The organism is Streptomyces eurythermus, from assembly GCF_014649115.1.
In the GTDB taxonomy this organism is placed as follows: domain Bacteria; phylum Actinomycetota; class Actinomycetes; order Streptomycetales; family Streptomycetaceae; genus Streptomyces; species Streptomyces eurythermus.
In genome coordinates, this window is record NZ_BMSK01000021.1 from 112,028 (window position 1) to 138,170 (window position 26,143).

At 72.4% G+C, this 26,143-nt stretch carries 29 protein-coding genes and 1 tRNA gene; 17 read left to right on the forward strand and 13 right to left on the reverse strand.

Going from position 1 to position 26,143, the window contains the following annotated elements:
* Positions 1–155: 155 nt before the first annotated feature.
* Entirely contained in the window at positions 156–1,586 is a 1,431-nt protein-coding gene (locus IE251_RS32920; RefSeq protein WP_189756602.1) for a hypothetical protein, read from the reverse strand.
* A gap of 152 nt (positions 1,587–1,738) precedes the next feature.
* Here IE251_RS32920 and IE251_RS32925 point away from each other — a divergent pair.
* Positions 1,739–1,810: transfer RNA gene (locus IE251_RS32925), tRNA-Val, on the forward strand.
* 42 nt (positions 1,811–1,852) lie between these two features.
* Here IE251_RS32925 and IE251_RS32930 read toward each other — a convergent pair.
* Positions 1,853–2,194: a DUF8825 domain-containing protein gene (locus tag IE251_RS32930; protein WP_189756603.1), complete on the reverse strand. Its 342-nt coding sequence runs from the start codon at positions 2,192–2,194 to the stop codon at positions 1,853–1,855.
* A 133-nt stretch (positions 2,195–2,327) separates the two neighbouring features.
* The gene (locus tag IE251_RS32935) at positions 2,328–3,227 is read right to left on the reverse strand and encodes a ketopantoate reductase family protein (protein ID WP_189756604.1); all 900 of its coding nucleotides are present in this window, start codon (positions 3,225–3,227) and stop codon (positions 2,328–2,330) included.
* 93 nt (positions 3,228–3,320) lie between these two features.
* Here IE251_RS32935 and IE251_RS32940 point away from each other — a divergent pair, with 93 nt between their 5' ends.
* The 3 genes from IE251_RS32940 (at position 3,321) to IE251_RS32950 (ending at position 4,949) form a co-directional block, all read left to right on the forward strand.
* Positions 3,321–3,545: a DUF2277 family protein gene (locus IE251_RS32940; RefSeq protein ID WP_030776802.1), complete on the forward strand. Its 225-nt coding sequence runs from the start codon at positions 3,321–3,323 to the stop codon at positions 3,543–3,545.
* A 187-nt stretch (positions 3,546–3,732) separates the two neighbouring features.
* Entirely contained in the window at positions 3,733–4,188 is a 456-nt protein-coding gene (locus IE251_RS32945; protein WP_189756605.1) for a DoxX family protein, read from the forward strand.
* 134 nt (positions 4,189–4,322) lie between these two features.
* Positions 4,323–4,949, forward strand: a complete 627-nt coding sequence (locus IE251_RS32950; protein WP_106980574.1) for a DedA family protein — start codon at positions 4,323–4,325, stop codon at positions 4,947–4,949.
* A gap of 121 nt (positions 4,950–5,070) precedes the next feature.
* Here the strand turns inward: IE251_RS32950 and IE251_RS32955 are convergent, their stop codons facing one another.
* Positions 5,071–5,715 (reverse strand): HNH endonuclease family protein, encoded by a 645-nt coding sequence (locus IE251_RS32955; RefSeq protein ID WP_189756606.1) that lies wholly within the window; start codon positions 5,713–5,715, stop codon positions 5,071–5,073.
* Between the two features lie 379 nt (positions 5,716–6,094).
* On the opposite strand from IE251_RS32955, the gene IE251_RS32960 reads away from it, so the two are divergent.
* Together IE251_RS32960 and IE251_RS32965 are read left to right on the forward strand one after the other, a co-directional pair.
* Positions 6,095–6,676, forward strand: coding sequence for a TMEM165/GDT1 family protein (locus IE251_RS32960; RefSeq protein WP_189756607.1), 582 nt, complete (start codon positions 6,095–6,097; stop codon positions 6,674–6,676).
* A gap of 182 nt (positions 6,677–6,858) precedes the next feature.
* On the forward strand, positions 6,859–7,527 hold the full coding sequence (locus tag IE251_RS32965) for an HAD family hydrolase (protein ID WP_189756608.1): 669 nt from the start codon (positions 6,859–6,861) through the stop codon (positions 7,525–7,527).
* A gap of 291 nt (positions 7,528–7,818) precedes the next feature.
* Here the strand turns inward: IE251_RS32965 and IE251_RS32970 are convergent, their stop codons facing one another.
* Entirely contained in the window at positions 7,819–8,637 is an 819-nt protein-coding gene (locus IE251_RS32970; RefSeq protein WP_229897033.1) for a peptidoglycan-binding domain-containing protein, read from the reverse strand.
* A 211-nt stretch (positions 8,638–8,848) separates the two neighbouring features.
* Between IE251_RS32970 and IE251_RS32975 the strand changes: the two genes are divergently transcribed.
* Positions 8,849–10,894 (forward strand): MFS transporter, encoded by a 2,046-nt coding sequence (locus IE251_RS32975; protein ID WP_229897038.1) that lies wholly within the window; start codon positions 8,849–8,851, stop codon positions 10,892–10,894.
* On the opposite strand, the gene IE251_RS32980 is transcribed toward IE251_RS32975, so the two are convergent.
* Positions 10,887–11,396, reverse strand: a complete 510-nt coding sequence (locus IE251_RS32980; RefSeq protein ID WP_373302082.1) for a GNAT family N-acetyltransferase — start codon at positions 11,394–11,396, stop codon at positions 10,887–10,889. The two genes, IE251_RS32975 and IE251_RS32980, sit on opposite strands and share 8 nt — an antisense overlap.
* 142 nt (positions 11,397–11,538) lie before the next feature.
* Between IE251_RS32980 and IE251_RS32985 the strand changes: the two genes are divergently transcribed.
* The gene (locus tag IE251_RS32985) at positions 11,539–12,195 is read left to right on the forward strand and encodes a hypothetical protein (RefSeq protein ID WP_189756612.1); all 657 of its coding nucleotides are present in this window, start codon (positions 11,539–11,541) and stop codon (positions 12,193–12,195) included.
* Between the two features lie 5 nt (positions 12,196–12,200).
* On the forward strand, positions 12,201–13,460 hold the full coding sequence (locus IE251_RS41355; RefSeq protein ID WP_229897034.1) for a hypothetical protein: 1,260 nt from the start codon (positions 12,201–12,203) through the stop codon (positions 13,458–13,460).
* Here IE251_RS41355 and IE251_RS32995 read toward each other — a convergent pair.
* Entirely contained in the window at positions 13,446–13,886 is a 441-nt protein-coding gene (locus IE251_RS32995; protein ID WP_189756613.1) for a DnaJ family domain-containing protein, read from the reverse strand. The genes IE251_RS41355 and IE251_RS32995 overlap by 15 nt on opposite strands.
* 121 nt (positions 13,887–14,007) lie before the next feature.
* Here IE251_RS32995 and IE251_RS33000 point away from each other — a divergent pair, with 121 nt between their 5' ends.
* Positions 14,008–14,400, forward strand: coding sequence for an FHA domain-containing protein (locus IE251_RS33000; RefSeq protein WP_189756614.1), 393 nt, complete (start codon positions 14,008–14,010; stop codon positions 14,398–14,400).
* A 255-nt stretch (positions 14,401–14,655) separates the two neighbouring features.
* Here IE251_RS33000 and IE251_RS33005 read toward each other — a convergent pair whose 3' ends face one another.
* Entirely contained in the window at positions 14,656–15,327 is a 672-nt protein-coding gene (locus IE251_RS33005; RefSeq protein WP_189756615.1) for an O-methyltransferase, read from the reverse strand.
* Between the two features lie 214 nt (positions 15,328–15,541).
* On the opposite strand from IE251_RS33005, the gene IE251_RS33010 reads away from it, so the two are divergent.
* Positions 15,542–16,342, forward strand: coding sequence for an inositol monophosphatase family protein (locus IE251_RS33010; protein WP_189756616.1), 801 nt, complete (start codon positions 15,542–15,544; stop codon positions 16,340–16,342).
* 106 nt (positions 16,343–16,448) lie between these two features.
* On the opposite strand, the gene proP is transcribed toward IE251_RS33010, so the two are convergent.
* Positions 16,449–17,819 (reverse strand): glycine betaine/L-proline transporter ProP, encoded by a 1,371-nt coding sequence (proP, locus tag IE251_RS33015; RefSeq protein WP_189756617.1) that lies wholly within the window; start codon positions 17,817–17,819, stop codon positions 16,449–16,451.
* A 392-nt stretch (positions 17,820–18,211) separates the two neighbouring features.
* On the opposite strand from proP, the gene IE251_RS33020 reads away from it, so the two are divergent.
* The 3 genes from IE251_RS33020 (at position 18,212) to IE251_RS33030 (ending at position 21,003) form a co-directional block, all read left to right on the forward strand.
* On the forward strand, positions 18,212–20,263 hold the full coding sequence (locus IE251_RS33020) for a bifunctional glycosyltransferase 87/phosphatase PAP2 family protein (RefSeq protein WP_189756618.1): 2,052 nt from the start codon (positions 18,212–18,214) through the stop codon (positions 20,261–20,263).
* An 84-nt stretch (positions 20,264–20,347) separates the two neighbouring features.
* On the forward strand, positions 20,348–20,668 hold the full coding sequence (locus tag IE251_RS33025) for a hypothetical protein (RefSeq protein WP_189756619.1): 321 nt from the start codon (positions 20,348–20,350) through the stop codon (positions 20,666–20,668).
* A gap of 17 nt (positions 20,669–20,685) precedes the next feature.
* Positions 20,686–21,003: a hypothetical protein gene (locus IE251_RS33030; protein ID WP_189756620.1), complete on the forward strand. Its 318-nt coding sequence runs from the start codon at positions 20,686–20,688 to the stop codon at positions 21,001–21,003.
* Here IE251_RS33030 and IE251_RS33035 read toward each other — a convergent pair.
* Complete coding sequence (locus IE251_RS33035; RefSeq protein ID WP_189756621.1) at positions 20,996–21,385, reverse strand: ATP-binding protein; 390 nt, start codon at positions 21,383–21,385, stop codon at positions 20,996–20,998. The two genes, IE251_RS33030 and IE251_RS33035, sit on opposite strands and share 8 nt — an antisense overlap.
* A gap of 127 nt (positions 21,386–21,512) precedes the next feature.
* Here IE251_RS33035 and IE251_RS33040 point away from each other — a divergent pair, with 127 nt between their 5' ends.
* Together IE251_RS33040 and IE251_RS33045 are read left to right on the forward strand one after the other, a co-directional pair.
* Positions 21,513–22,340 (forward strand): helix-turn-helix domain-containing protein, encoded by an 828-nt coding sequence (locus IE251_RS33040; RefSeq protein WP_189756622.1) that lies wholly within the window; start codon positions 21,513–21,515, stop codon positions 22,338–22,340.
* The gene (locus tag IE251_RS33045; RefSeq protein ID WP_189756623.1) at positions 22,321–22,581 is read left to right on the forward strand and encodes a DUF397 domain-containing protein; all 261 of its coding nucleotides are present in this window, start codon (positions 22,321–22,323) and stop codon (positions 22,579–22,581) included. The genes IE251_RS33040 and IE251_RS33045 overlap by 20 nt, the downstream gene beginning before the upstream one ends.
* Here IE251_RS33045 and IE251_RS33050 read toward each other — a convergent pair.
* Positions 22,565–23,734: a steroid 3-ketoacyl-CoA thiolase gene (locus IE251_RS33050; protein WP_189756624.1), complete on the reverse strand. Its 1,170-nt coding sequence runs from the start codon at positions 23,732–23,734 to the stop codon at positions 22,565–22,567. The genes IE251_RS33045 and IE251_RS33050 overlap by 17 nt on opposite strands.
* A 231-nt stretch (positions 23,735–23,965) precedes the next feature.
* Between IE251_RS33050 and IE251_RS33055 the strand changes: the two genes are divergently transcribed.
* Positions 23,966–25,201, forward strand: coding sequence for a cytochrome P450 (locus IE251_RS33055; protein ID WP_189756625.1), 1,236 nt, complete (start codon positions 23,966–23,968; stop codon positions 25,199–25,201).
* Between the two features lie 21 nt (positions 25,202–25,222).
* Here the strand turns inward: IE251_RS33055 and IE251_RS33060 are convergent, their stop codons facing one another.
* Both IE251_RS33060 and IE251_RS33065 read right to left on the reverse strand, forming a co-directional pair.
* Positions 25,223–25,891: a YoaK family protein gene (locus IE251_RS33060; RefSeq protein ID WP_189756626.1), complete on the reverse strand. Its 669-nt coding sequence runs from the start codon at positions 25,889–25,891 to the stop codon at positions 25,223–25,225.
* Between the two features lie 153 nt (positions 25,892–26,044).
* Positions 26,045–26,143: aggregation-promoting factor C-terminal-like domain-containing protein (locus tag IE251_RS33065; RefSeq protein WP_506005330.1), on the reverse strand; the 99-nt coding region annotated here is incomplete at its 5' end.

The window sequence follows — 26,143 nt, forward strand, 5'->3', positions numbered from 1 at the left end:
GCGATGCGCGGCCCCGGGCCGACCGGCGCCACACGTCACCCGCCCGCCCCGCCCGCCCGGTACCGACGTGACCCCGCCCGTCCGGTGTGGAGGCGGCACGCCGGCCCCGGCCGCTCGGGATCACAGCGCACGCGGCCGTCCGCCGCCCGCCGGGCTCAGTGGCCGGCGCCCCGGTCCTCGCGGATGAGGGCCACCACCCGTGCCACGCTCTGCCTGACCGCCTCCGTCTCGCCGAGGAAGTGCCAGTAGTCGGGGTGGCGCTCCGCCAGGGTGCCGATCGCGCGCTCCAGCCGGGCCACCGCGTCGTCCAGGGGGCGGGCGTGCCGGGGGTCGGGCGTCGTGCGGCCCGCCATCGCCAGCCGCTGGGCGTCCCGGATCGCGAACCGGGTCCGCTCGATCTCCTCCTGCGGGTCCTTCTGCACGGCGTTCAGCCGGGCCAGCCGGTCACCGGCGGCCGACACCGCCTCGTCGGTGGCGTTCAGCAGCGCCCGGACGGTGGACAGCAGCGCCGTGGCGTCCGCCCACCGCTGGTCGTCCCGCGCCGCCCGCGCCTCCGCCAGCCTCAGCTCGGCCTGCCGTACCTGGTCGGCCGCCAGCGCGGGCACCTGCTGGAGGTCCTGCCAGCAGGCGGCGGTGAACCGGCGGCGCAGCTCGCTGAGGACCGGCTCCACCTGCTCGGCCCGGGTGGTCAGCGCCTGCGCCCGGGTGCGCAGGGACACCAGCCGGTGGTCGATCTCCGCCGCCCGCTCGGGCAGCCGCTCGGCCTCGGCCCGGATCGCCCCGGCCTCCCGCTGCACCCGCTCGGCCCGCTCCAGCGTGGCGTCCACCCCGTGCTGCCCGGCGCCCTGGTTCAGCCGGGTCAGCTCCGGCGCCAGGGCGGCGAGCCGCGCGGCCAGGTCGTCGGCCCGCAGGTGCTTCGCGCGTACGGCGTCCAGGGCGTTGCTCGCGGCCAGCAGCGACTGCCGGGCCCGCTCCACGGCGGGCACCAGCCGGGCCAGCCGGGTCTCCGCCTTGTCCAGCAGCGGTCCGAGCGAGCGGCCGAACTCCTCCAGCTCCCGCCGCGTCCGCAGCAGTTCGTCCCGGGCCGCGGTCAGCTCGGTGCGGGCCCGCGCGGCCGGGCCGGCCTCCAGGGCGTCCCGGTCCAGGTCGTGGGCGTCGACGGCCTCGATGTACCGCCGGCTGGCCTCGTCGACGCGGTGCCCGAGCGCCGCGAAGTCGGTGACGGCGCGGCGGGCGGCGGGGGAGTCGTCCGCCGCCGCGATGGTCTCGACCGAGATCCGCAGGTCCCGCTGGGCGGTGTCGAGTTCGTAGAAGGCCGCCGCGGCGGCGTCCTTGGCGGCCTGGGCCTCGGCGCGCTGGTTCTGGGCCCGCCCGCCGAACCAGCGCCGGGTGCCCCCGCCGGCGAACGCGGCGGCCAGCAGCGGCGCGGCCAGCAACGGCAGGCCGAGCAGGACGAGGGTGTCCCGGACGGCGCGGCGGCCGAGCGGGGTGGGGGTGTCCCGGACGGCGCGGCGGTCACGCCGGGTCCGGGCGGTGGACGGCGGCGGGTGCGGCGGTGTCGCTGGCGTGCCCGGTGTCGCCGTCACATGCCTCTCCTGCGTGGTGATTCGCCCTGGGTGGTGTCATTGTCCCACCCGGGGAGGACGAGGACACGGGCCGGTCGGTTCGCCCGGGGCGCGTGACCTTGCCGTCTGTTTGCGGTGCGGCCCGCCGGGCAATGTAGGCTGTCGACCTGTCCGGGTGCGTAGCTCAGGGGTAGAGCGCCTGCCTTACAAGCAGGATGTCGGCGGTTCGAAACCGTCCGCGCCCACGGACAAGGCCCCTCGGAGCTCTCCGGGGGGCCTTCTTCCTTTCACTGTCCTTCCGCCTGCTCCTCATGGGCGTGCTTCAGGCAGGTCCGGGCGTCCATCCGCTCCGCCGCCGGGACCTCCGTCCAGAACCGGTGGGTGCTGACGAAGACCGCCAGCTCGTGCTCGCGCCGCCGCAGCTTCTCCACCTGGGCCTGCTCGTCCTCCGTCCAGCCGGGGGACGCGGGCCGCTCCACCTTGCGCCAGCCGTTGTCGTCGCTGAAGCCGTCCATCGGCTCGACCGACCAGGGCAGCCGCTTGAGCAGGGCCGACAGCTCGGCCCGGACCTGATGCAGCTCCTCCTGACCGGCGAGGAGGTCACTGGGGAATTCATAGGTCGTAGCCACGCGGCAATGCTACGCCTGTTCGAATTAGTGAAGCGAGGCCGGACAGGTGGTACGGGTGAGGTTTCAGCCGTACGAGTGACCGACGGTCAGTATGCCTGAGTGACCGTCGGTCAGCAGCTCGACTGACCGGTGGTCAGTATCCCGCCTCGCGCAGCTCCCGCACCAGCCGCCGCGCCACCGGCACCGGTACGCCGTGCCGCTCGGCCGCCCGCAGCAGGGCGCCGCCGATGGCGTCCAGCTCCAACGGCCGGCCGGCCTCGGCGTCACGCTGCATGGACGACTTGGCGGCGGGCGGGAAGGCGTCGTACCGGGCGAGGGCTTGCACCGGATCGGTGGGCGCGCCACAGGCCCGGCCGACCGCGGCCGTCTCGGCGACCAGCGCCTCCAGCTCGGCGCGGTACCGGGTGCGGACGGTGCCGAGGGGGACGCCGTACCGGGTCGTGAGCAGGGCGAACGGGGCGAGGAAGGCCATCTTGGCCCACAGTGCCGCCGACTCCTCCCCGGCCACCCGGGCCGTCGTGCCGCACTCCGTGAGCAGCGCGGCCAGCGCCTCCAGCCGGGCGCGGGGCACGGCGTCCCCGGCCAGGTCCAGCTCCGTGAACGGGCTGCCGTGTTCGATCACGCCCGGCGCGACGCGGGTGGACTCCACGCGGATCACGGCCGGGGCGACCCGGTCGGGGCGGTAGCGCCCGCGCAGGACCGCGGGGTGTTCGACGCCGTTCAGCAGCGGGACGAGCAGGGCGTCACCGAGCACGGCGGGCGGGACCCGGGTGAGCGCGGCGTCGAGCGCGGTGTGCTTGACGGCGACCAGGCAGATGTCCACCGGTGCGCGCAGCTCGGTGTCCGCGTCGACGGCGGCGGTGAAGTCGCCGAACTGCGCACTGCGGACGGAGATGCCGTCGCGGCGTAGCTTTCCGGCCGTTTCCGCACCGGCGAGGCAGAGCACGCGATGTCCGGAACGGGACAGCAGGGCGGCGAGCAGACCGCCGGTGCCGCCGGGGCCGAGGACGGCCACGGAGAGCGGATGCGTCATGGAGTTGTTCCCTTCGACGGTCGGCCCCGGGAGTCGGTGGCCGCCTTCGCGTTGATCATCGCAGGGCGCGGCACGCGGCGCGAGACTGAGGACATGTGCCGGAGCATCAAGACGCTGCGCCCGCCCGTGCTGCCAGGTGAGGCCACGGACGACGACATCCGCGCGGCCGCGTTGCAGTACGTCCGAAAGGTTTCGGGCTTCAGGGCCCCCGCTGCCCACAACCGCGAGGCGTTCGACGCGGCGGTGGACGCCGTGGCCCGCGCCACGGCGGAACTCCTGGGTGCCTTGGAGGTGCGGGGGCGGGCGGGCCCCAGGTGATCACGGGTGATCACGGACGGTGACTGCGGGGCGGGAGGGGCTGACGGTACGCGGAACCGTTGGCCAGATGTTGAACTTGCAAGTACTGATTAGGTACCCCTAACCTTGGCTTGATTCGGTTCCCCTCCCCACAGCCGGTCACGTCCCCGGCCGGCCCGACAGACACCGAAGAAGGAGTCATCCCCACATGTCCGCTCGTCTCGATTCCGCTCAGCCCTACGCTCTGGGGCTCTTCCGCATCGTCATCGGCCTGCTCTTCGCCGTGCACGGTGCCGCTTCCCTGTTCGGCGTCCTCGGCGGCGCCGCCGGCACCAACGGCGGCACCCTCGCGGCCGGCACCTGGCCCGGCTGGTACGCGGCCGTGATCCAGCTCGTCGCCGGCGGCCTCGTCCTGCTGGGCCTCGGCACCCGCGGGGCCGCGCTGATCGCCTCCGGCTCCATGGCCTACGCCTACTTCGACGTCCACCAGCAGCTCGCGCTGTGGCCGATACAGAACGGCGGCGAGCTGTCGGTGCTGTTCTGCTGGTCGTTCCTGCTGCTGGTCTTCACCGGCTCCGGCGCCTTCGGCCTGGACCGCCTCCTCGCCCGGCGCCCGGCGCAGGAGGAGGCCAAGGCGGCCGAGCAGGCCCCGGTGGCGGTCTGACGTCGGACAACGCACGGGCGGCCGGCGCACCTCGGGTGACCGGCCGCCCGTGAACGTACCGTGATCGACTCACGAACCCCCCGCGAATCTGCTGTCACACCCCCCGCGTACGCTGTACAGCCGTCAACGGGGGAATGTCAGGAGTCGTCGTGTGGGAAAGCGTGGGGTCGCTAGCGGCCGGGCCATGGATCTACGCCGTGGTGGCCGTCTCGGTCCTGCTTGATGTGTTCCTGCCGGTGCTGCCCAGCGGAGTGCTGGTCATCACGGCGGGTACGGCAGCGGCGGCGGGTACCGGCGCGGCGGGCCAGGTCGCGCACGAGGTGCCGGACATCCTGGCCCTGATCCTGTCCGCCGCGACGGCCTCGGTCCTCGGCGACCTGGTGGCCTACCGCCTCGCCTGGCGCGGCGGCGAGCGGCTGGACCGGGCGATAGCCCGTTCCCGCAGGCTCACCTCCGCGCAGGAACGTCTCGGTGACGCCCTCGCCCGCGGCGGCGGCGCGCTGGTCGTCCTGGCCCGCTTCGCCCCCGCCGGCCGCTCGGTCGTCTCCTTCTGCGCCGGTGCCGCCCACCGCCGCGCCCGCGACTTCCTGCCCTGGTCCGCCCTGGCGGGCCTGTCCTGGGCCGCCTACAGCGTGGCCCTCGGCTACTACGGCGCCCAGTGGCTGGGCGCGACCTGGCTGGCCACGGGAGTGTCGGTGGCGGCCCTGTTCGGCGCGGGCGCGGCGGCGGGGTTCCTGATGAGGCGCAAGCCCGCTGCTTGAGACCGGGCCCGCACGAGCGCCCCTGGAAGGGGCGCGGGGAACTGCGCGACCGGCCGCGATGAGCCCGCAGTCGCAGTATCACCCGCACCCCTACGCCGAGTAGGCGACCGGCCGAGCGACCTCAGCAGCTCGCCAGGTAATTCGTCAGCGCGCTCTTCTCGGCGGAGTCCACCGACAGGCCGTAGTAGTACTTCACCTGCACCCACGCGCGCACGTACGTGCACACGTACGCCGACCGCGACGGCATCCACGTGGCCGGGTCCTGGTCGCCCTTCGCCTGGTTGACGTTGTCGGTCACGGCGATCAGCTGCGGCCGGGTGAGGTCGTTGGCGAACGCCTGCCGCTGGGCCGTCGTCCACTTGCTCGCGCCGGAGTCCCATGCCTCGGCCAGCGGGACGAGGTGGTCGATGTCGAGGTCGGACGCGGCGGTCCAGGTCGCGCCGTCGTACGGCGAGTACCAGCTGCCGCTGGTCGCGGCGCAGGAGGAGTCGGTGACGACGTTCGTGCCGTCCCGCTTCAGGACCGTCTCGCGGGTGTTGCAGGTGCCGCTGATGGTGATCCAGTGCGGGAACAGGTCGCGGCTGTAGCCGGTGCGGTTCTCCGTGGCCACGGTGAGCTGGGAGAGGTACTCGCGCGCGGTGGCGGCGCTGACCGGCGTGGGCAGGGCGGCGGAGGCGCTCGGTGAGTTCAACAGGGCGACGGAGGCGATCAGGCCGGTGAGGGCGGCGAGGATGCTCGTCCGTCGACGCGCGTAGAACTTGGGCATGCGTGAACTCCCTTTGGAGTTGGGGGTGTTGGAGCGCGAGCGAGGGAATGCTCGCGATGAGGGGTTGCCGGCGGATGAGCGTTTGGTAAGAAGGTAGTGACGTGATCATGTCAAGACAAGGTTGACAGCGAAACTTTCACATCCCGTACGATGGGAGGCGCAGAAGGGGAGTAGCTCTTCGCCGGACCGTCGACATACTGCTCAGCGAGCCTGAGCCGGCGCCCGGAGGCGGCCTCCAACAGGAGCCGCCAGCGAGACCTTCGGCAAGCAGTGCACGCCCGTGCCCCACCGGCCCGGGCGAGAAGTGTGCTGCCGTGCCGAGGTGTCATCGCGTGACGTACCGCACTCTCGGCGGGGCAGCCCGACCGATTGAGGACCTTTGATCAGCATCACCGTGACGGCGCTCGTCTTCGGCGTCGTCTTCCTCGCCGAACTGCCGGACAAGACCGCGCTCGCCGGCCTCGTCCTCGGCACCCGCTACCGCGCCTCGTACGTCTTCGCGGGCGTCGCCGCCGCCTTCCTGCTGCACGTCGTGCTCGCCGTCGCGGCCGGCAGCGTGCTCACCCTGCTGCCGCAGCAGATCGTGCACGCCCTCACCGGCGTGCTCTTCCTCGGCGGTGCCGCGATGCTCCTGCTGAAGAAGGACGACGACGAGGAAGAGGTCAAGAAGCCCGCCGACCAGTCCTTCTGGAAGGTCGCCGGCACCGGCTTCATGCTCATCCTGGTCGCCGAGTTCGGCGATCTCACCCAGATCATGACCGCCAACCTCGCCGCCCGCTACGACGACCCGATCTCCGTCGGTCTCGGCGCGGTGCTCGGTCTGTGGGCCGTCGCCGGACTGGGCATCGTCGGTGGAAAGGCCCTGATGAGGCGGGTGCCGCTGCGGCTGATCACGCAGATCGCGGCCGTGCTGATGCTGGCGCTCGGCGCCTGGAGCCTGTGGGAGGCGGTGGCCGGCTGAGCGGTCGGGCGGGCGAACGGGCGGTGAATCCTCGCCGGGGAAGGTGGCGGAAACGCGGAACCGTTTTGTACCGTGGAGGAACAAAGTGGCTCCCGCCCGTTTTCCCTGACCGGCGGGCGGGGCCGCCTTGTCCCTCCCGCCGTCTCTCCCGACACGGGCCCTCCTCCCTTCTGGAGCTGCCGATGCCGGCCACCGCCACGCCCACCGTCCTCACCTGCCGTGCCCTCCTGCTCGACATGGACGGCACCCTCGTCAACTCGGACGCCGTGGTCGACCGCGTCTGGCGGCGCTGGGCCGGCTGGCACGGGCTGGACGGCGACGAGGTGATGAAGGTCATTCACGGCCGGCAGGGACACGCCTCCATGGCCCTGCTGCTGCCCGACCGGCCGATGGAGGAGAACTTCGCGGAGAACGAGCGGATGCTCGCGGAGGAGACCGCCGACACCGAGGGCGTGGTCGAGGTGCCCGGCGCCGGGGCGTTCCTCGCGTCGCTGGCGGGGCTGCCGCACGCGCTGGTGACCTCCGCCGACCTCGGGCTGGCGACCGCGCGCATGAACGCGGCGGGGCTGGCGCTGCCGGAGGTCCGGGTCACCGCGGAGTCGGTCGGCGCGAGCAAGCCCGACCCCGAGGGGTTCCTGAAGGGCGCGGCCGAGCTGGGGATCGATCCGGCCGACTGTGTCGTGTTCGAGGACTCCGGGGCGGGGATCGCGGCGGGGCGCTCCGCGGGGATGCGGGTTGTGGGGGTCGGGCCGCGGGCGGTCGTCCATGAGCCGGATGTGGTGGTGCCGGACCTCACGTGTGTGCGGGTGGAGGCGGGGGCCGACGGTACGGTGCTCCTGCGGATCGGCTGAGCGGGTCGCACGGCGTTCGGGGCCGTTGTCGGGTGCGGGTGCGTTGTGGTTTTTCGCGCAGTTCCCCGCGCCCCTGGAGGGGTCTACTGGTCCGTTTTCGGGTGCGGGTGCGTTGTGGTTTGTCGCGCAGTTCCCCGCGCCCCTATAGGGGCCTACCGGTCCGTTTTCGGGTGCCGGTTCGTCGTGGCTTGTCGCGCCGTTCCCCGTGCCCCTTGAACGCCTGCCGGTTCGTTGTCGGGTGCGGGTGTGTCGTGGTTGATCGCGCCGTTCCCCCGCCCCTGGAGGGGTGCCTCAGGGATCCCTTGTTTCCGACTCCAGGCTTTTCCGTGTTGCCGGGCCGTATTCGCCCAAGGGGTCTTCCTTGATGCCCCGGGCCAGTTGGTAGTTGCGTACGGCGTCTTCGACCGGGCGGGTGTAGGTGCCGTCGATCCGGTCGCCGTAGAGGTTCAGCTGGTGTAGGCGCTGTTGGAGTTCCGTCACCTCGGGGCCGGTGTCGCCGCGCCGTAACACTGTGGTCGCCGACGGTGTGGTGGGCGGGATCGAGGAGGCCGTCGGTGTCGGGGTGGGGGACGGGGTGTGGGTCGGCGTCGGCGTCGGTGTGGGGGACGGGGTCGGGGACGTGGGGGGCGGGGACTGGGTCGGCGTGGTGGGTGCGGCGGATGACGGCGGGGGAGCGGGCGGGGCCGCCGGACGCGCCGGTGCCGGGGTCGACGCGGGAGCCTTCGTCGGGTCGGCCGGGATGCTCTGTCTGATTTCCTGGGCCGCTCGGTCGTGGGCCGGGGTGCGGTAGGAGGTCAGGGCGAAGGCGGTTGCCGTCAGGAGGGCTGCGCCGAGCCCTCCGGCCGCCAGCAGCAGCGTGCGGCGGGAGCGGGGGCCGGGGGCGGCGGGCCGCTCGGGGGCGGACGGCTGCGGCCGGGGGGCCGGGGCCGGCGGGGGCGGAGGGTCGGGGAAGTCGGTGTGCACGGGTGGGTGGGCTGTCGTCGCCGGGGGCGTCGTCGTGACGTACGGCCGTATCCGCAGCGGGTCGAAGTCCTCCGCCGCTGCCGCCTCGGCCGTGCGGGTCTCGCGCAGTGCCTCGGCCGCGCGCTCGGTGCAGTCGCACGCCGGCATGTTGTCCGGCCCCCTCGGCGTCCCGCACTCCGGGCAGGTGCTGCCCCGCTCTCCCGTCACGCCGTGTCCCCCCTCACCCGTCACGCTGTGCCCCCTCCCCTCGGGAGCTTCCGAGGTTATGCGGACGACCGCCGTTTCCGCAGGACTCGACAGGCCATAACCGGACACACAGATCACGATGGAAGGTGCACCCGAGCCCCGGGAGGTCCCCATGGCCCTGGACACGCACGGCACGGCGGCCGAGCGCACCCACGGCGGCGAGCACGTACCCGGCAGCGTGCTCGTCCCGATCGGCGCGCTGCTGCTCGGCCTGCTGCTCGCCGCCCTGGACCAGACGATCGTCTCGACCGCGCTGCCGACCATCGTGAGCGACCTGGGCGGCCTGGAGCACCTCTCCTGGGTCGTCACCGCCTACCTGCTGGCGTCCACCGCCGCGACCCCGCTGTGGGGCAAGCTCGGCGACCAGTACGGCCGCAAGCGGCTGTTCCAGATCGCCATCGTGATCTTCCTGATCGGTTCCGCGCTGTGCGGCATGGCCCAGGACATGCCCCAGCTCATCGCCTTCCGGGCGCTCCAGGGCCTGGGCGGCGGCGGGCTGATGGTGCTGTCCATGGCGATCGTCGGCGATCTCGTCCCGCCCCGGGAACGCGGCCGCTACCAGGGCCTGTTCGGTGCCGTGTTCGGCGCCACCAGCGTGCTCGGGCCGCTGCTCGGCGGGCTGTTCACCGAGCACCTCAGCTGGCGCTGGGTGTTCTACGTCAACCTGCCCGTCGGCGTCGTGGCGCTCGCCGTGATCGCCGTGGCCCTGCGCCTCCCGCGCCGCGTCGCCCACCACGTCATCGACTACCTCGGCACCTTCCTGATCGCCGCCGTCGCCACCTGCCTGGTGCTGGTCGCCTCGCTCGGCGGCACGACCTGGCCCTGGGGCTCGGCGCGGATCATCGGGCTCGCCGTGCTGGGCGTCGTCCTCGCCGTGGCGTTCGTGGCCGTGGAGCGGCGGGCCGCCGAACCCGTGCTGCCGCTGAGGCTGTTCCGGGTGCGCACCTTCACCCTGGCGTCCGTCATCAGCTTCGTCGTCGGCTTCGCCATGTTCGGCGCGATGACCTATCTGCCGACGTTCCTCCAGGTCGTGCACGGTGTCACCCCGACCCTGTCCGGCGTGCACATGCTGCCCATGGTGTTCGGCCTGCTGCTGTCGTCCACCGTCTCCGGGCAGATCGTCAGCCGCACCGGCCGCTGGAAGGTGTTCCCGGTCGCCGGCACCGCCGTCACCACGCTCGGCCTGCTGCTCCTGGCCCGGCTGGACGAGCACGGCGGGACCGCCGTGACGAGCGCCTACTTCTTCGTCTTCGGCCTCGGACTCGGCCTGGTCATGCAGGTGCTGGTGCTCATCGTGCAGAACGCCGTGCCCTACGAGGACCTGGGCGTCGCCACCTCCGGCGCCACCTTCTTCCGCTCCATCGGCGCCTCCTTCGGCGTGGCCATCTTCGGCACGGTCTTCGCGAGCCGCCTCGGCGACAAGCTCGCCGACGCCTTCCGGGGCGTACGGCTGCCGCCCGGGGTCGACGCCGGCGCGCTGAAGTCCGACCCGAGGGGCATCGCCGCCCTGCCGCCCGTGCCGCGCCAGGCCGCCCTGCACGCCTACGCGTCCGCCATCACCGACGTCTTCCTCTACGCCGCCCCCGTCGCCCTCCTCGGCTTCGTGCTGGCCTGGTTCCTGAAGGAGGACCGGCTGCGCGGCTCGGTCACCGCGCCGGACGTCTCCGAGACGATCCCGCCCAACCCCGTCCACCGCTCCTCCCACGACGAGTGCTGCCGGGCCCTGTCCGTGCTGGGCACCCGCGAGGGCCGCCGCGAGATCTACCGGAAGATCATCGACCGGGCCGGGTACGACCTGCTGCCCGCCGCGGGCTGGCTGCTGCTGCGCATCCGCCGCTACGGCTCCGTGGAACCCGGGATGCTGGCCGAGCGCAGCGCGGTCCCGCTCCAGGCGGTCATGGCCGCCGCCCGCCAGGTGGAGGAGCGGCGGCTCGCCGAGCGCCAAGGACTGGACCTGGTGCTGACCGACACCGGCCGCGAGGTCGCCGAACGGCTCGCCGCGGCCCGCGAGCAGTCGCTGGCCGAGCTGCTCGGCGACTGGTGGGAGCCCGGCCGCCCGGCGGACCTCACCCGGCTGGTCCACGATCTCACCGGCGAGCTGTGCGGCGCCGAACGCGAACGCCCGCACAACGGGAGCACGGTGGCGCAGCTCAGTTGACGGCCGCCGCCGGTCCCAGCTCCTTCGCGAACCAGTGCTCGGCATAGGGGTCGGTGTTGTGCGGGGCGGTCTCGGTGTAGCCGAGGCGGGCGTACAGGGCGCGGGCCTCCACCAGGTCGCCGCGGGTGTCCAGGACGATCCGCCGGGCGCCGAGTGCGCGGGCGGCCTCCTCGGCGCCGGCCACGAGCAGCGGGGCCCCGCCCCGGCCGCGCCGCTCCGGCAGCACGAACACCCGGGTCAGCTCGGCGGTGTCCGCGTCCAGCAGCCGTACGCCCGCCGTGCCGGCGGGGGTGCCCTCGTACCGCCCGACCAGCAGGCACCCGGACGGCGGGGCGAGCTCCGCGCCGCTCTTCGCCGCGATCTCCCGCTCCAGCTCGGCCGGGTCGGTGCGGCGGCCCTCGTGCAGCAGGTACCAGCGGTCGCTGACCTCGGTGTAGTACGCCCGCCACAGTGCGGCGGCGGCCGGGGAGTCGTACGGCTCGGCGGTGATCGTCCACGTCATGGCCGTCATTGTCGCGCCACGGCGGCCGGGTGGAGCCCGGATCGTCGTTCACGGGCCGTCGTTTGTGGACCGGGTTCCGGGTCACCCGGGGAGTGAACCGGCCGGCGGAGCCGGTCCGATCGGAAGGGGCCGGAAGGCAACCATGTCCACTTGGCTGATCATTCTGCTGATCGTGATCGCCGCGGTCGTGGTCCTCGGCGCGGCCGGGCTCGTCGCCCGGCGGAGCCGTGGCCGGCGCGGCGGGACGAGCCTGAAGCGGCGCTTCGGGCCGGAGTACGAGCGGGCCGTAGCCCTGCACGACGGGGACACCAAGGCGGCCGAACGGGAACTGGGCGAGCGCCTCGAACGCCACGGTGACCTGCGGGAACGTCCGCTGGACGGCGCCGAACGGCAGCGGTACGCGGACCTCTGGACGGCCGTTCAGGAACGGTTCGTGGACTCGCCGAAGGAGGCGGTGGCCGAGGCCGACCGGCTGCTCGCGCGGCTCGCGGGGGAGCGCGGCTACCCCGACGGCGGGCGGTACGAGGAGCAGATCGACGCGCTGTCCGTGCACCACGCCGACCACGTCGACGGCTACCGGCGGCTGCACCGGGCGGCCCGCGAGGGCGGCGGTACCGAGGAGCTGCGCTCGGCGCTGCTCGGCGGGCGCGCCCTCTTCGACGACCTGACCAGCGGCGAGCCCGGCCGGCACCGGGCCCCGGCGGGTACGGGCCGCGCCACGACGTCCAACGGCGGCCGCTCCCACGCCCGCTCCCACACACCGTGGGCCCTGCACCGAAGCCGACCGAAGGAGAGCTGAGCACCATGCGGGACAGGACGAGCGGCCCCGGCGACGACCGCCACCGCACCGAACGCCTCTCCCGGGCCCCGGGCGAGGAATGGACACCGGAACAGGACTCCCCGGCCACGGACGAATGGTCCCCGGGCGATGCCACCCCCGGCCGGCGCACCCCGAGAACACCCCGCCCGGAGGAACGCCTCCCGGGCGAACCGGGCCGCGCGGAGCCCCCGCGCGGGGGCACGGGGGGCTGGATCTCGGGCGAGGGCACAGGGGGCGAGGCCGGCGCGGGCACGGCGGACGCGGAAACCGGCGGCAGCAGAGGACCGACAGGCGGCCTGGCTCCGGACGCGGGCGGTACGGGCCTGGCGGGCGGCCGGGGCGTCCCGGAGGCCGGCGGTACGGGCCCGGCAGGTACCCGGACCCCGGACGCGGGCGGTACCGCCCCGACGGGCGGCCGGACCCCGGACACATCCGGTGCCGGACCGGCGGGCGGCCGGCTTCCCGGTGCCTTCGGCCCCGGCCGTGAGGGCCTGACCGGCGACGACCGCACCCCCGACGACACCCCGGCACCGCCCCCGGGACCCGCGGGTGCCGGGGCCGGGCAGTGGCGCGGGGCGGAGGAGACCGGGCAGTGGCGCGGTACCGAGCAGGCCGGGCAGTGGCACGGGACCGAAGGGCTGCGGCCCGGTACGGAGGACATGGGGGCCGGTACCGACGAGGGGTTCGGGGCCAGTCACCGTGCGGAGCGCGAGGCCATCTCGGAGGAGGACCGGATGCCCGACAACGGTCTGGGCGCACCGGCGCCCGGCGAGGCGTCCCAGCGCGACGCGATGACGACCGACACCCCGGGCCGCGACACCTGGCCGACGGCCCCGGGCGCACCGACCCGCGACGCGCCCCGCCCGGCCACCGCCCCCGCCACGGGCGCGGTCGGCACCGAACCGGCCGCCCCCGCCGGCACCCCCTCCACCGCACAGCCCGCCCCCTCCGGCCACGGCTCCCCCCTGATCGCGCGGGAGGAGGTCGAGGAGTGGCAGCGGCGGATGCGGGAGGTGGTCGGAGGATTCGTGGACCAGCCGAAGGGTGCCGTGGAGCGGGCCGACCGGACCCTGGAGGAGATCGCCGCCCGGTTCAGCGAGGCGGTGACGCGGCGCCGCCGTACCCTGCGGATGTCCTGGGAGGGCAGCGAGGAACACGGGCCCGGCGCCGGGACCGACACCGAGCAGCTGCGGCTCGCCCTGCGGGACTACCGGGAACTCGCGGAACGGCTACTGCACAGCTGACCCCGCCGCGCCGGTGCCGTCGGCGGCAGCCCTGCGCTGCCGCCATTCCCGTACGACCTCCTCGACGTCGTACGGCTTCTTCCCCAGCGGCGGGCCGGGCGGCGGCTTGAACATCATGTCGCGGATCTTGACGTTGACGTCCTCGATGATCTTGCGGGCGATCCGCTCGGAGGGCGCCGCGTACGCCGCCGCGAGCGCGTCCTCCGCCTCCTTGCGCAGCGCCAGCGCGGGCGGCAGGTAGGCAAGGCCCTCCCGGGCCATCTTCCGCTTGACCCACCACAGTTCGTCGTACGTGGAGTCGACCTCCGCCGGTAGCGGCGCCCCCGCCCCCGGCAGCCCCTCGAACTCCCCGCGCCCCTGCGCGTCACGGATCTGTTTGTCCACCCAGGAGTCGAACGGAACGCCCGGTGGCTTTCGCTCGGTCATGGGTCCATTGTGCCGGACGCCACCGTGCCGGGGGCCTTATCATGCGGCGACGGCACGGCAGCCCGCCCGCCGCAACCCACCGCCGTACAACGACGTTTCGGACGTTTCAGGGGGAGCGCTCGTGCTCGAACTCACCATGGTCGCCGTCTCGGGCGCGGAGGCGGGTGCCACGGCCGGCATGACGCTGGCCGAGCTGCCCAGCGAGCCCGGCGCCGCGCTGCGGGTCGGCCGGGACGCGGCGGTGTGCCGGCTGGTCACCCCCGAGGACTGGCTGTTCGTCTCCCGGGTCCACCTGGAGTTCCGCTGCGGCCCGGACGGCACCTGGCAGCTGACCTGGCTGCGCGGCTCCCGGCCGGACCCGGCCTCCGAGGTCCGGCTCGGCTACGGCCCGCACGCGCAGGCCGTCGGCTACGGCGCGACCGTGCCGCTGCCGCGCGGCGGGGCGGGCGAGATCGTCGTCCAGGAACGCTCGGGGTCGCGCAGCGTCAACGTCGGGTTCTTCCACGAGGTGTGAACCGGCGGCACCGCGCGAACAGGCGTGAACGGCCGATCGCGCGGGACAGCTGTGAACCGGGTCAACGGGCGGCGGCCCAGGCCGGTACGGCGGCAGAACCCCTCTTCCTCTGTACCAGGCATTCCAAAACTCCACCCCCTCGCTCGCCGCGCCCGTCGTGCGGCAAGCCTGTGAACCGAGTCAATCGGCACGCGGCAGCCCACCCACCCGGTCAACGCGGCGCCTGTGAACCCGGTCAACAGGCCGGCCGCGGGTTCAGTCCTGCACCCGCGCCAGCGCGAAGCCGTCGTAGCCCTTGAGGCCGACGGTCTGGATGGCCGTACCGGACAGCCGGGGGTGCGAGGCGATCAGTTCGAGCGCGGCGCGGGTGCCCACCACGTCCGGTTCGGTGCTGCGCGCGTCGGCCACCCGGCCCTCGCGCACCACGTTGTCCAGGATGATCAGGCTGCCCGCCCGGGTGAGCTTGAGCGCCCACTCCACGTAGTGCCGGTTGTTCGCCTTGTCCGCGTCGATGAAGACGAGATCGAAGGGGGCCGGGTTCTCGTCGGCGAGCTTGGGCAGCGACTCCAGGGCCGGGCCCACCCGCACCTCCACGATCCGTTCCAGCCCGGCCCGGGAGATGTTGCGTACGGCCACGTCGGCGTGCTTGGCGTTGTACTCCAGCGTGATCAGTCTGCCGTCCTCCGGCAGGGCGCGGCCCAGCCAGATCGTGCTGTAGCCGCCGAGCGTGCCGATCTCCAGCACGTGCCGGGCGCCCTGAGTGAGGGCGAGCAGCTGGAGGAGTTTGCCTTGTGCGGCCGTGACCGCGATCGGGGGCAGCCCGGCGGTCTCGCTGTCCCGCAGGGCCGCCCGCAGCGCCTCGTCGTCCGGTGAGAGATGGCTGGTGAAGTAGTCGTCGACGTCGACCCAGAGCTGCGACCCGCTCATAGCGCCTGCTGCCTTTCCCGAGTGTCTTCCGGAGGCTGTTCCGCCCTGCACGTCCGATGATCCCAGCAGACGGGCTCGAACGGGGGAGTTACCGCACGCCTCACAGCCGACGGCGCATGACCGACGGCGCACGGCCGACGCCGACGGCGCACGGCTGTGCCCTGACCGGGAAGGTTCGCCGGGGCGGCGGTTCCGCCTCGATAGTCTGCACGCCGTGATCAACTCATACGCGAGCCGCGACGATGCGGCAGTCGCGATAGCCGGGGCGCGGGCCGGCGCGGACGTGGTCCGCACCCTGTACGGCCGGCGGCTCAGCCGCGTCGACAAGGGTGCCGGGGACTTCGCCACCGCCGCCGATGTGGAGGCCGAGGAGGCGATCCTCGGCGTCATCCGTGCCGCACGGCCGGATGACGCGGTGCTCGGCGAGGAAGGCGGGCAGCGGGGCGCCGCCGACACTGTGCGCAGGTGGTTGGTGGATCCCCTGTGCGGCACGCTGAACTACGCCGTCGGCAACATGCTGGTGGCCGTCAACGTGGCGCTGCGCGGTGGGCCGGCGGCCGTGGCCGACCCGTTCAGCGGCGAGGTGTTCTTCACCGACGGGGAGACCGCCTGGGTGCGGCGTGACGGGGCCGACGACGCACCGCTGACGCCCACGCCCGCTACCCGGTTGGTGGACGTCAACCTGGATCCGCCGTTTCCGAGCGCGCCCGGATTCAGGGCCGTGGATCTGCTGGCCCACCCTGGGTTCATCGAACGTTTCCGGCCTCGGGTCGTGTCCACGACGCTGGCGCTGGCCTGGGTGGCGGCCGGTAGGCGCGCCGCGTACGTCACCGATGGCGGCGACCTCTCCGGGAGCGTGCATTTCGCGGCCGGCATCGCTTTGTGCCGGGCCGCCGGCTGCGTTGTCACCGGTATCGACGGTGCCCCGACAGGCGAGGCGGGTCGTGGGCTCGTGGTCGCCGCCGACGAGGACACCCACGGGCTGCTGATGACGATGATGCGCGGCCGGGGTTAGCGCCGCGACCACCTGCGTGTCGCCGGCTGGGCCGGCCCCGGACACGCCAGAGGCCCGCGGCCGGACGGATCCGGTCGCGAGCCTCTGACGGCGGGCGCGGGCGGGGTCAGCCGGCCTCGACCGACGGGGCCGAGCCCGGCAGCGGGCGGCCCGCCGACTCGGACATGCGCCAGACGGCGAAGCCGCCCACGACGGCGGCGGCCATCATGTAGTACGCGGGCATCATCATGTTCCCGGTGGCCCCGATCAGCGCGGTGACGACGAGCGGGGTCGTACCGCCGAACAGGGACACGGAGACGTTGAAGCCGATGGACAGGGAGCCGTAGCGCACCCGGGTCGGGAACAGCGCGGGCAGCGCGGCCGGCATGGCGGCGGTGAAGCACACCAGCAGCAGCCCCAGCGCGGCCATGCCGAGGCCGACCGCGAGCAGGCTGCCCTGGCGGATCAGCAGCAGCGCCGGGATGGACAGCAGCAGGAAGCCCGCGCAGCCCGCCGCGATCACCGGGCGGCGGCCGATGCGGTCGGTGAGCGCGCCGGCGAACGGCTGGACGATCATCATCAGGGCCATCACGCCGAGCACGACCAGCAGGCCGTGGGTCTCGTCGTACTTCAGCTCGCTGGTGAGGTAGCTGGGCATGTACGACAGCAGCATGTAGTCGGTGACGTTGAAGACCAGCACCAGGCCCATGCAGATCAGCAGGGCCTTCCACTGGCCCGCGACCATGTCGCGCAGCGGCACCTTGGGCCGGGCCTCGGCCTTCTCCAGCTGCGCGGCGAAGGCGGGGGTCTCCTCCAGCCGCATCCGCAGGTACAGGCCGATGATGCCCATCGGGCCCGCGATCAGGAACGGGATGCGCCAGCCCCAGGAGAGCAGGTCCTCGGAGGACAGCAGGGCGGTCATCAGGGTGACCAGGCCCGCGCCGCCGATGTAGCCGGCGAGCGTGCCGAACTCCAGCCAGCTGCCGAAGAAGCCGCGCTTCTTGTCGGGCGCGTACTCGGCGATGAAGGTGGAGGCGCCCGCGTACTCGCCGCCGGTGGAGAAGCCCTGCACCAGCCGGGCGGCCAGCAGCAGCAGCGGCGCGCCGACGCCGATGACCGAGTAGGACGGGATCAGGCCGATGGCGAACGTGCCCGCCGCCATCATGATCATCGTCAGGGCGAGGACCTTCTGGCGGCCGATGCGGTCGCCCAGCGGTCCGAAGACCATGCCGCCCAGCGGGCGGACCAGGAAGGCCGCCGCGAAGGCACCGAAGGTGGACAGCAGCTGCGCGGTGGGGTTGCCGGACGGGAAGAAGACCTTGCCCAGGGTGACCGCGATGTAGCTGTAGACACCGAAGTCGAACCATTCCATGGCGTTGCCGAGCGCTGCCGCCTTCACGGCGCGCCTCACCAGGGCGGGGTCGGTGACGGTGACATTGCGGGCCTTGGTGGCCCGGCGGGTCGTCGGACGCGGGGTGACGGCAGTGGCGGTCGCCAAAACGGGGCTCGCCTACCTTTCGACGGGGACAGGGTCGGGCCCGCCGACGGCAACGGTGACGTGCGTGGGCCGAAAATCGACCATAGGCGGCTTCTGTGTCTTACGTGCCGTATGCGTTTAGGTGCACAGTGCAGCGAAACCGCGGGTACGCAGGTACGTCTGCCCCCTCACCCAAGGTCATTCCTGCTGGTCAGTGTGATCCTTATCGCGCCCCCGGCCTGCAACCGGAGCCCTGTGGGGCCGAACCGATCCGGACATAAGCGGCCACGTCGGGTTAACGGGGGGTTGCCTGCGTTCCTCCTCCAGGTGTCTGCGAGCCTCATAGGGCACGCGGACAGGAATCCGGCGCATCGGGCGTCCGGGACGAAGGGGCGGGAGGCCGACGAGTCGTGATGAGTGTGAGGCACGGCGGACGAGCCACGGGGGGCTTCGACGCGCCGGAGGCCGGCGCGCGGCTGAGAGCCACCCGGCTCGCCCTGTGGGCCGTGGCCCTGATCCTCGCCGCCCGCCAGATGGCCGTCGTCCTCACCACCCCGGGCAACGAGCGCCTCACCGACCTGGAGACCTGGATCGGTCCCGAGGGCGTCCTGCACGTCAAGGGCTCGATCTACGACTCCACGGAGTTCACCGGCACCCCCTTCGGCGGCCTGGTGCTGCGCCCGCTGACCCGCTGGGCCGAGGCCGCCCTCGGCTGGAGCTGGACGTTCGGCTCCCTGCTGCTGGTCGTCGCCCTCGGCGTGGTCGCCGCCCGCGCGCTGCCCCGGCCGGTCGGCCGCCGCACCGCGCTGCTGGCCGCGCCGGTCGCCGTCAGCCTGCTGATGGTCTCCCTGCCGGTCCGCGACGACCTGTGGCTCGGCCAGACCAGCATCACCCCGGTCCTGCTCGTGCTGCTCGGCTGCTTCACCGTGCGCGGACAGCGCGCGAGCGGGCTGTGTATCGGCGTGGCCGCCGCGCTCCAGCCCACGGTGCTGCTCTTCGTCCCCCTGCTGTGGCTCACCGACCGCCGCCGGGCCGCGCGCGCCGCCGTCGGCACCTTCGCCGTGTGCACCGTGCTCGCCTGGGCCGCGCTGCCCCACGACTCGTACACCTACTGGGTGCACCACCTGGCCGGGGCCGGGCTCGGCGGGCAGGCCGACGCCCTCGCCAACCAGTCCCTGCACGGCGCCCTGCTCCGCCTCGGCCTCACCGGCCACCTGGAGACGGCGCTCTACCTGGTGCTCGGCGCCGTCGTGGCCGTCCTCGCGCTGCGCCGCGCGGTCCGCTACGCCCGCGACGGCCAGCTGCTGCTCGCGGTCGCCGTCACCGGCTGTGCCGCCATCGCCGTGTCGCCCACGACCTGGCAGCACCAGCTGCTGTGGCTGCTGCTCGCGATCGTCGGCCGGGCCGGGCGGCGGGCCTCGGACCGCTACGTCTGGCCGGTGGCCGTCGTCCTCCTCACCACCCTCCCGGCGACGATGATGCTGCCGCAGATGTCCGTGCTGTACCCGCTGCGGGACAACCTGGTGCTGCTCGCGGCGCTGGCCGCCGCCACGGCCGTCCCCTTCCTGCCCCGCACCTCGCCGTACTACCGCGAGCCGATACCCGCCGAGTACGCCCCCCAGGCCCCCGCCCGCTTCCGCAACATCCCCCTCCTTCCCTACCTGCGCCGCGTCCTGTCCCGCCCCAACCTCCTGCTGGAACTGCTGCTGCTCCGCGTCACCTACGCGGCCTACCAGCAGGTACGCCTCGCGGCGACCGGCGGCACCATCTCCGGCGGCCGGGCCCGCGCCGAGCACCACGGCCGGATGGTCCTCGACCTCGAACGTTTCCTGCACATCGACATCGAGCACGCGGTCAACCACGCCGTCGCGAAGATCGACTGGCTGCGGGAGTTCTTCGTCTTCTACTACGAGTCGTTCCACTTCGTCGTCCCGCTGACCATCCTGGGCGTCCTGTACTGGCGCCGCCCGGCCGACTACCGCTGGGCCCGCGCCTCCCTCGGCTTCGCCACCCTGCTCGCCCTGGCCGGCTTCTGGCTCTTCCCGCTGGCCCCGCCGCGCCTGATGCCGACCCTCGGCATCATCGACACGGTCCACGGCGTCCAGGACTTCGCCAAGCCGGACTACGGCACCCTGACCGCGCTGACCAACCAGTACGCGGCGATGCCGTCGCTGCACTTCGGCTGGTCGCTGTGGTGCGGTGTGGTGATCGCCGTCGTCGCCCCCCGCTGGTGGATGAAGGCCCTCGGCCTCCTCCACCCCTTCCTCACGGTCTCCACGATCATCGCCACCGGCAACCACTGGGTCCTGGACGCGGTGGGCGGCGCGGCGGTGGTGGGCGCGGGCTTCGGCCTGTCGTACGTGTTCCAGGGACCGCGAGCCGGTTCGGCCGCGGGCGCCCCCGCGGCACCGGATTCCACCGGCTCCAAGCGATCCAATTACCTGAACTATCACTTGTTCAGGTGAGAGTTCGGGCGTGTCTCCTTTAACTCCCTCGATCGGTGGGATTTCCCCTTTCGAGGGCTGGAACGGGAAAGGGGACACCCACTCATGAACCGCTTAGCACGTCTGGCCAGACTCGGCCTGACGGTCGGCACCGCCGTCGTCCTGGCCATCGGCCTGACCTCCAGCGCGGAGGCCGCCACCGGGAGGATCCGGTACTTCACCGCCGGCGGACAGGAATTCCAGATCGACAACCCGCCGGACAACGTCTGCATCAACCTTCGGGCCCGTGCGCAGATCCTGGTCAACGAGACGAACAAAACGGTGAGTTACTACTTCGCCGCGAACTGCGTCAACTTCACCAGCAATCTTGCCCCCGGCCGGGCGGTGTCCTACCAGAACCCCCTGTCCGTGCGCGTCATCGGCTGAGAAGGGCGACACCTCCCATGCCCCGCATCGCACGTACGGTCAGACTCGCCCTGACGGCCGGCACCGCGGCCGTCCTGGCGATCGGCCTGACCTCCAACGCGCAGGCCGCCACCGGGAACATCCGGTACATCTCCTCCTCCGGGCAGGCGTTCCAGATCGACAACCCGCCGGACGGCGCCTGCCTCAACCTCCGAGCCCGCGCGCGGATCCTCAGCAACAACACGGACCACTCGCTGGCCTACTACTACAACGCGAACTGCGCCAACTTCACCGGCGTCCTCCCCCCTGGCGGCGCGGTGTCCTACCAGAACCCCCTGTCCGTGCGCGTCATCTGAGGTCGTCGCCGGACGACGCGGGGCCACCATGGCACTCGAACCACACCGTCTTTCCGCCGGCGCCGGGTGCCACCCCCCACTTGTCCACCACGGCGTCCAGCAGGGCCAGGCCCCGGCCGCCCTCGGACTCCTCGTCCACCTCGGTCTCCAGCCGGGGCAGCGCGGCGTAGCCGTCGCTCACCTCGGCCCGGACCCCCGCCGCCTGCCGGGCCACGACCACCCGGCAGCGGCGGTCGGGCACATGCCGTACGACGTTGGTGACCAGCTCGCTCACGCCCAGCTCCACGGCGAACGTCAGCGGCTCCAGCTCCCACTCGCACAGCAGCGAGCGGACGATCCGGCGGATGTGGCGCACCGAGTGCTCGCCGACCGTGATTTCCATGCGGTACTGGGGAATGTGGGGAAAATTCAGGTTCACGGTACGAGGCTGACGTGTTCTCACTACGCTCGGCTACAGGAAGAACACAACGAGTCCCCACGTGGACTCTGTTGCGTGAGAGGGGTCCCCTGTGGCCAACATCAGCACCCTCGACGCGGGCGCGTCTCCGCTCCACTACTACGGCTTCGAGCTACGGCGGTACCGGGAGGCGGCGGGCCTCACGCAGCGCCAGCTCGGGGAAATCGTCAACTACACCGGCTCGCTCATCGGTCAGATCGAGACGGCTAGGAAAGTCCCCACGCTGGAGTTCAGCCAGCGGGTGGACGCGGCGCTGGGGACGGGGGGTGCGCTTACCCGGCTCGTCCAGCTCGTGCTCCGTAGTCAACTTCCGGCCTGGTTCCAGGAGGTGGCTGAGCTGGAGGCGCGGGCCACTCAGATGAACACCTTCCACACGCACCTGATCCATGGCCTGCTACAGACGCCGGCGTACGCGCGTGCTGTCCTCGGCGTGCTCGATCAGGGCAAGCTCGACGACCGCACCGCCGCTCGACTGGCGCGTCAACGCATCTTCGAGAAGAGTGAACCTCCGCAATTCTGGGCGGTCATCAGCGAGGCCGCGCTGCATCAGGAAGTCGGAAGCCCCGAAGTCATGCGGGAACAACTCGCTCACCTGTTGTCGTTCGAGGGAAACCCGCTGATCAACGTCCAGGTGCTGCCCTACTCGGCCGGAGCACACGCGGGTTCGCAGGGTTCATTCGACCTCTTCCACTTCCTGAGCGACCCGCCCATCGTGTACACCGAGGGCTACAGCAGCGGTCATCCGACCGCGAACCCGGACACCGTCAAGGACTGTTCGCTCCGTTACGATCACCTCCAGGCCGCCGCGCTCTCGATCAAGAAGTCGGCGGAGGTGATCCGAGGCGTAATGGAGGACCGCTATGGAGAGCAAGTGGCGTAAGTCGAGCTACAGCGGCGACCAGGGTGGCTCGTGCGTCGAGTGCGCCCCCCTCGGCGATCTGTCCTGGCAAAAGTCGTCGTACAGCAGTGATCAGGGCGGCCAGTGCCTGGAGGTCGCCGAACCCCCCTGCACCACCACCGTCGCCATCCGTGACTCCAAGAACCCGGCGGGGCCCGTGCTGAACGTCGGCCCCGCCGCCTTCGGCGACTTCGTCTCCTGGGCCGCTACAGCCGCTGGATGATCGTCCCGGTCGCCAGTCCGCCGCCCGCGCACATGGTGACGAGGGCGAACTCCTTGTCCGCGCGCTCGAGTTCGTGCAGGGCCGTGGTGATGAGGCGAGCGCCGGTCGCGCCGACCGGGTGGCCGAGGGCGATCGCACCGCCGTTGACGTTGACCTTGTCGAGGTTCTGGTCGAAGACCCGGGCCCAGCTGAGGACGACGGAGGCGAATGCCTCGTTGATCTCCACGAGGTCGATGTCCTTGAGGGTCATGCCCGCCTTGCCGAGGACCGCGCGGGTGGCGTCGATGGGGCCGTCCAGGTGGAAGTGGGGGTCCGCGCCTACGAGGGCCTGGGCGACGATCCGGGCCCTCGGCTTCAGCTTGAGCGCGCGGGCCATGCGCTTGGAGGCCCACATGATGGCCGCCGCGCCGTCGGAGATCTGGGAGGAGTTCCCGGCGGTGTGGACGGCGGCCGGCATGACCGGCTTCAGGCCGGCCAGCGCCTCCGGGGTGGTGTCCCGCAGTCCCTCGTCCTTGTCGACCAGGCGCCACATGCCCTGACCGGCGTCCTGTTCCTCCTCCGTGGTGGGCACCTGGACGGCGTAGGTCTCCCGCTTGAAGCGTTCCTCGGCCCAGGCGTGGGCGGCGCGCCGCTGGGAGAGCAGGCCGAGCGCGTCGACGTCCTCGCGCGTCAGGCCACGGTGGCGGGCGATGCGCTCGGCGGCCTCGAACTGGTTGGGGAGGTCGACGTTCCACTCGTCGGGGAAGGGTTTCCCGGGGCCGTGCTTGGAGCCGGAACCCAGCGGGACCCGGGACATGGACTCGACACCGCAGCTGATGCCGACGTCGATCACGCCCGCCGCGACCATGTTGGCCACCATGTGGGACGCCTGCTGCGAGGAGCCGCACTGACAGTCGACCGTGCTCGCGGCCGTCTCGTAGGGCAGGCCCATGGTCAGCCAGGCCGTGCGCGCGGGGTTCATCGACTGCTCGCCGGCGTGGGTCACCGTGCCGCCGACGATCTGCTCGACGGCGTCGGCGGGGATGCCGGTGCGGCCGAGGAGTTCACGGTAGGTCTCGCCCAGCAGATAGGCCGGGTGCAGGTTGGCGAGCGCGCCGCCGCGCTTGCCGATGGGGGTGCGGACGGCTTCGACGATCACGGGTTCGGCGGCCATGGGTGCGGGTCCTCTCCGAGAGGGCTCTCCTCCAGAACTAGTACGTGTTCTAGTTCCTACTCGGCAGTCTGCTGATGTGATGACCGTCACCGCAAGGGTCTTGCGGGTGTGGAAGGCGTGATCCGCGCGGTTTCGCCATGGATTGGCTCAGTCACGGCTCTTGCGACTTGTAGAACCCGTTACTACCGTCGCCGCACCCGCTGATGGACCGTCAGATGGCTGGAGCCGCCGATGCCCTGTCCAGCGCTGCCCGACGGGTTCGACCTCACCGATCCCGATCTGCTGCACCACCGCGTGCCCTTCCCGGAGTTCGCCGCCTTGCGCCGTAGTGAACCGGTCCGCTGGATCCCGCAGCCGCAGGGCGTCGCGGGCTTCGCCGACACCGGCTACTGGGCCGTCACCCGGCACGCCGACGTCAAGTACGTCTCCACGCACCCCGAACTGTTCTCCTCCTCCCTCAACACGGCGGTCATCCGCTTCAACGAGCACATCGAGCGCGACGCCATCGACGCCCAGCGGCTGATCCTGCTCAACATGGATCCACCGGAACATACGCGCGTGCGCCAGATAGTGCAGCGCGGGTTCACGCCACGCTCCATCCGCGCGCTGGAGCAGCGGCTGCGCGCCCGCGCCGAGGCGATCGTCGCCGCCACCCGCGCCCGCTCCGGCCCGTTCGACTTCGTCACCGAGGTCGCCTGCGAACTCCCGCTCCAGGCCATCGCGGAACTGATCGGGGTGCCGCAGGAGGACCGTACGAAGATCTTCGACTGGTCCAACAAGATGATCGCGTACGACGACCCGGAGTACGCCATCACGGAGGAGATCGGCACCCGGTCCGCCGCCGAGATCATCGCCTACGCCATGAACATGGCCGCCGAACGCAAGCGCTGCCCGGCCCGGGACATCGTCTCCACGCTGGTGGCGGCGGAGGACGAGGGCAACCTGAACTCCGACGAGTTCGGCTTCTTCGTGCTGATGCTGGCGGTCGCGGGCAACGAGACGACCCGCAACGCCATCACCCACGGCATGCACGCCTTCCTGACCCACCCCGGGCAGTGGGACCTCTTCTGCCGGGAGCGCCCCGCGACCACGGCCGAGGAGATCGTGCGCTGGGCCACCCCGGTCAACGCCTTCCAGCGGACGGCGACCCGGGACACCGAACTGGGCGGCGTACCGATCAGGGAGGGCGACCGGGTCGGCCTCTTCTACGCCTCCGCCAACCGTGACCCGGAGGTCTTCACCGACCCCGACACCTTCGACATCACCCGCGATCCCAACCCCCACCTGGGCTTCGGCGGAGGCGGTCCCCACTACTGCCTCGGCAAGTCCCTGGCCGTGCTGGAGATCGACCTGATCTTCCGCGCGATAGCCGACGCGATGCCCGGCCTGCGCCTCGTGGGCGACCCGCGACGGCTGCGCTCGGCCTGGATCAACGGGGTGAAGGAACTGCGGGTGATGGCCGGCTGACGTGCTGACGCGTGGTGCGCCTCACTCCCTGCCCGAGGCCACCACCGCCAGCACGGCCGAGGCGAGCGCGGCGATCAGCAGCGGGAGGGCCAGGCCGTACCGCAGGACCAGCCACGCGCCGAGGCAGGCACCGCCGGCCATCGCGAGCACGGCGGCCGTACGGCGCGGGGAGCGGTGGCCGGTGCCGTCGCCGAGCCGGGACTCGGAGGCGAGAGCGGTCAGGGTCATCGTCAGCACGGTGGTGGTGAGGTCCGGCACACCCAGCTTGCGGACGGTCGCGTTGCGCAGGCCCATCGCGTAGGCGGTCAGCGCGATCAGCGCGTACCGGGTGGCGCCGGTGCCCGGCCAGGCGAAGGCGACGGCCGCCGAGGCGCCGACCAGCACCGCCTCCGCCGCCAGGGCGAGCCGGGCCCGGCGACGACGGGAACCCCGGTCGTGCCGGGCCGCCACCCGGCCGCCGGTCGCCGCGCCCAGCAGGAAGCAGCACAGGGACATGGCCGTATGGGGCACCGAGAAGCCGGGGGCACCGGCGGCGGCGAAGCCCAGGACGACGACGTTGCCGGTCATGTTGGCGGTGAAGACCCGGCCCAGCCCCAGATAACTGACGGCGTCGATCATCCCGCTGACCACGGTGAGGGTGAGCAGCACGGCCACCAGCCGCAGCCCGCGCGTCTCGGGGTCCGGCAGCATGCGCAGCAGCCTGCGGGCAGAGAGCGCGGGGAGCGGGGCGGGACACGCGGGGAGGCGGGGGAAGCAGCCCGAACGGCCCTGTCCGTATATACGCGCGCGCCCCCGCCGGGTGGGCGGGGGCGCGGATGCGTTATGGGGTGCTGTCGGCTCGGCTCAGTACCAGCCGTTGGCCTGCCAGAAGCTCCAGGCCTTGACGGGGCTGCCGTAGCGGGAGTTCATGTAGTCCAGGCCCCACTTGATCTGGGTGGCCGG

Bases quoted from the DNA above. Each gene is read 5' to 3' on its own strand.
- IE251_RS32935 (WP_189756604.1), bottom strand. From the start codon at position 3,227: ATGACGCATCCGCTCTCCGTGGCCGTCCTCGGCCCCGGCGGCACCGGC.
- IE251_RS32940 (WP_030776802.1), top strand. From the start codon at position 3,321: ATGTGCCGGAGCATCAAGACGCTGCGCCCGCCCGTGCTGCCAGGTGAG.
- IE251_RS32945 (WP_189756605.1), top strand. From the start codon at position 3,733: ATGTCCGCTCGTCTCGATTCCGCTCAGCCCTACGCTCTGGGGCTCTTC.
- IE251_RS32950 (WP_106980574.1), top strand. From the start codon at position 4,323: ATGTCAGGAGTCGTCGTGTGGGAAAGCGTGGGGTCGCTAGCGGCCGGG.
- IE251_RS32955 (WP_189756606.1), bottom strand. From the start codon at position 5,715: ATGCCCAAGTTCTACGCGCGTCGACGGACGAGCATCCTCGCCGCCCTC.
- IE251_RS32965 (WP_189756608.1), top strand. From the start codon at position 6,859: ATGCCGGCCACCGCCACGCCCACCGTCCTCACCTGCCGTGCCCTCCTG.
- IE251_RS32970 (WP_229897033.1), bottom strand. From the start codon at position 8,637: ATGCCGGCGTGCGACTGCACCGAGCGCGCGGCCGAGGCACTGCGCGAG.
- IE251_RS32975 (WP_229897038.1), top strand. From the start codon at position 8,849: ATGGCCCTGGACACGCACGGCACGGCGGCCGAGCGCACCCACGGCGGC.
- IE251_RS32980 (WP_373302082.1), bottom strand. From the start codon at position 11,396: ATGACGTGGACGATCACCGCCGAGCCGTACGACTCCCCGGCCGCCGCC.
- IE251_RS32985 (WP_189756612.1), top strand. From the start codon at position 11,539: ATGTCCACTTGGCTGATCATTCTGCTGATCGTGATCGCCGCGGTCGTG.
- IE251_RS41355 (WP_229897034.1), top strand. From the start codon at position 12,201: ATGCGGGACAGGACGAGCGGCCCCGGCGACGACCGCCACCGCACCGAA.
- IE251_RS32995 (WP_189756613.1), bottom strand. From the start codon at position 13,886: ATGACCGAGCGAAAGCCACCGGGCGTTCCGTTCGACTCCTGGGTGGAC.
- IE251_RS33005 (WP_189756615.1), bottom strand. From the start codon at position 15,327: ATGAGCGGGTCGCAGCTCTGGGTCGACGTCGACGACTACTTCACCAGC.
- IE251_RS33020 (WP_189756618.1), top strand. From the start codon at position 18,212: ATGAGTGTGAGGCACGGCGGACGAGCCACGGGGGGCTTCGACGCGCCG.
- IE251_RS33025 (WP_189756619.1), top strand. From the start codon at position 20,348: ATGAACCGCTTAGCACGTCTGGCCAGACTCGGCCTGACGGTCGGCACC.
- IE251_RS33030 (WP_189756620.1), top strand. From the start codon at position 20,686: ATGCCCCGCATCGCACGTACGGTCAGACTCGCCCTGACGGCCGGCACC.
- IE251_RS33035 (WP_189756621.1), bottom strand. From the start codon at position 21,385: ATGGAAATCACGGTCGGCGAGCACTCGGTGCGCCACATCCGCCGGATC.
- IE251_RS33045 (WP_189756623.1), top strand. From the start codon at position 22,321: ATGGAGAGCAAGTGGCGTAAGTCGAGCTACAGCGGCGACCAGGGTGGC.
- IE251_RS33050 (WP_189756624.1), bottom strand. From the start codon at position 23,734: ATGGCCGCCGAACCCGTGATCGTCGAAGCCGTCCGCACCCCCATCGGC.
- IE251_RS33055 (WP_189756625.1), top strand. From the start codon at position 23,966: ATGCCCTGTCCAGCGCTGCCCGACGGGTTCGACCTCACCGATCCCGAT.
- IE251_RS33060 (WP_189756626.1), bottom strand. From the start codon at position 25,891: ATGCTGCCGGACCCCGAGACGCGCGGGCTGCGGCTGGTGGCCGTGCTG.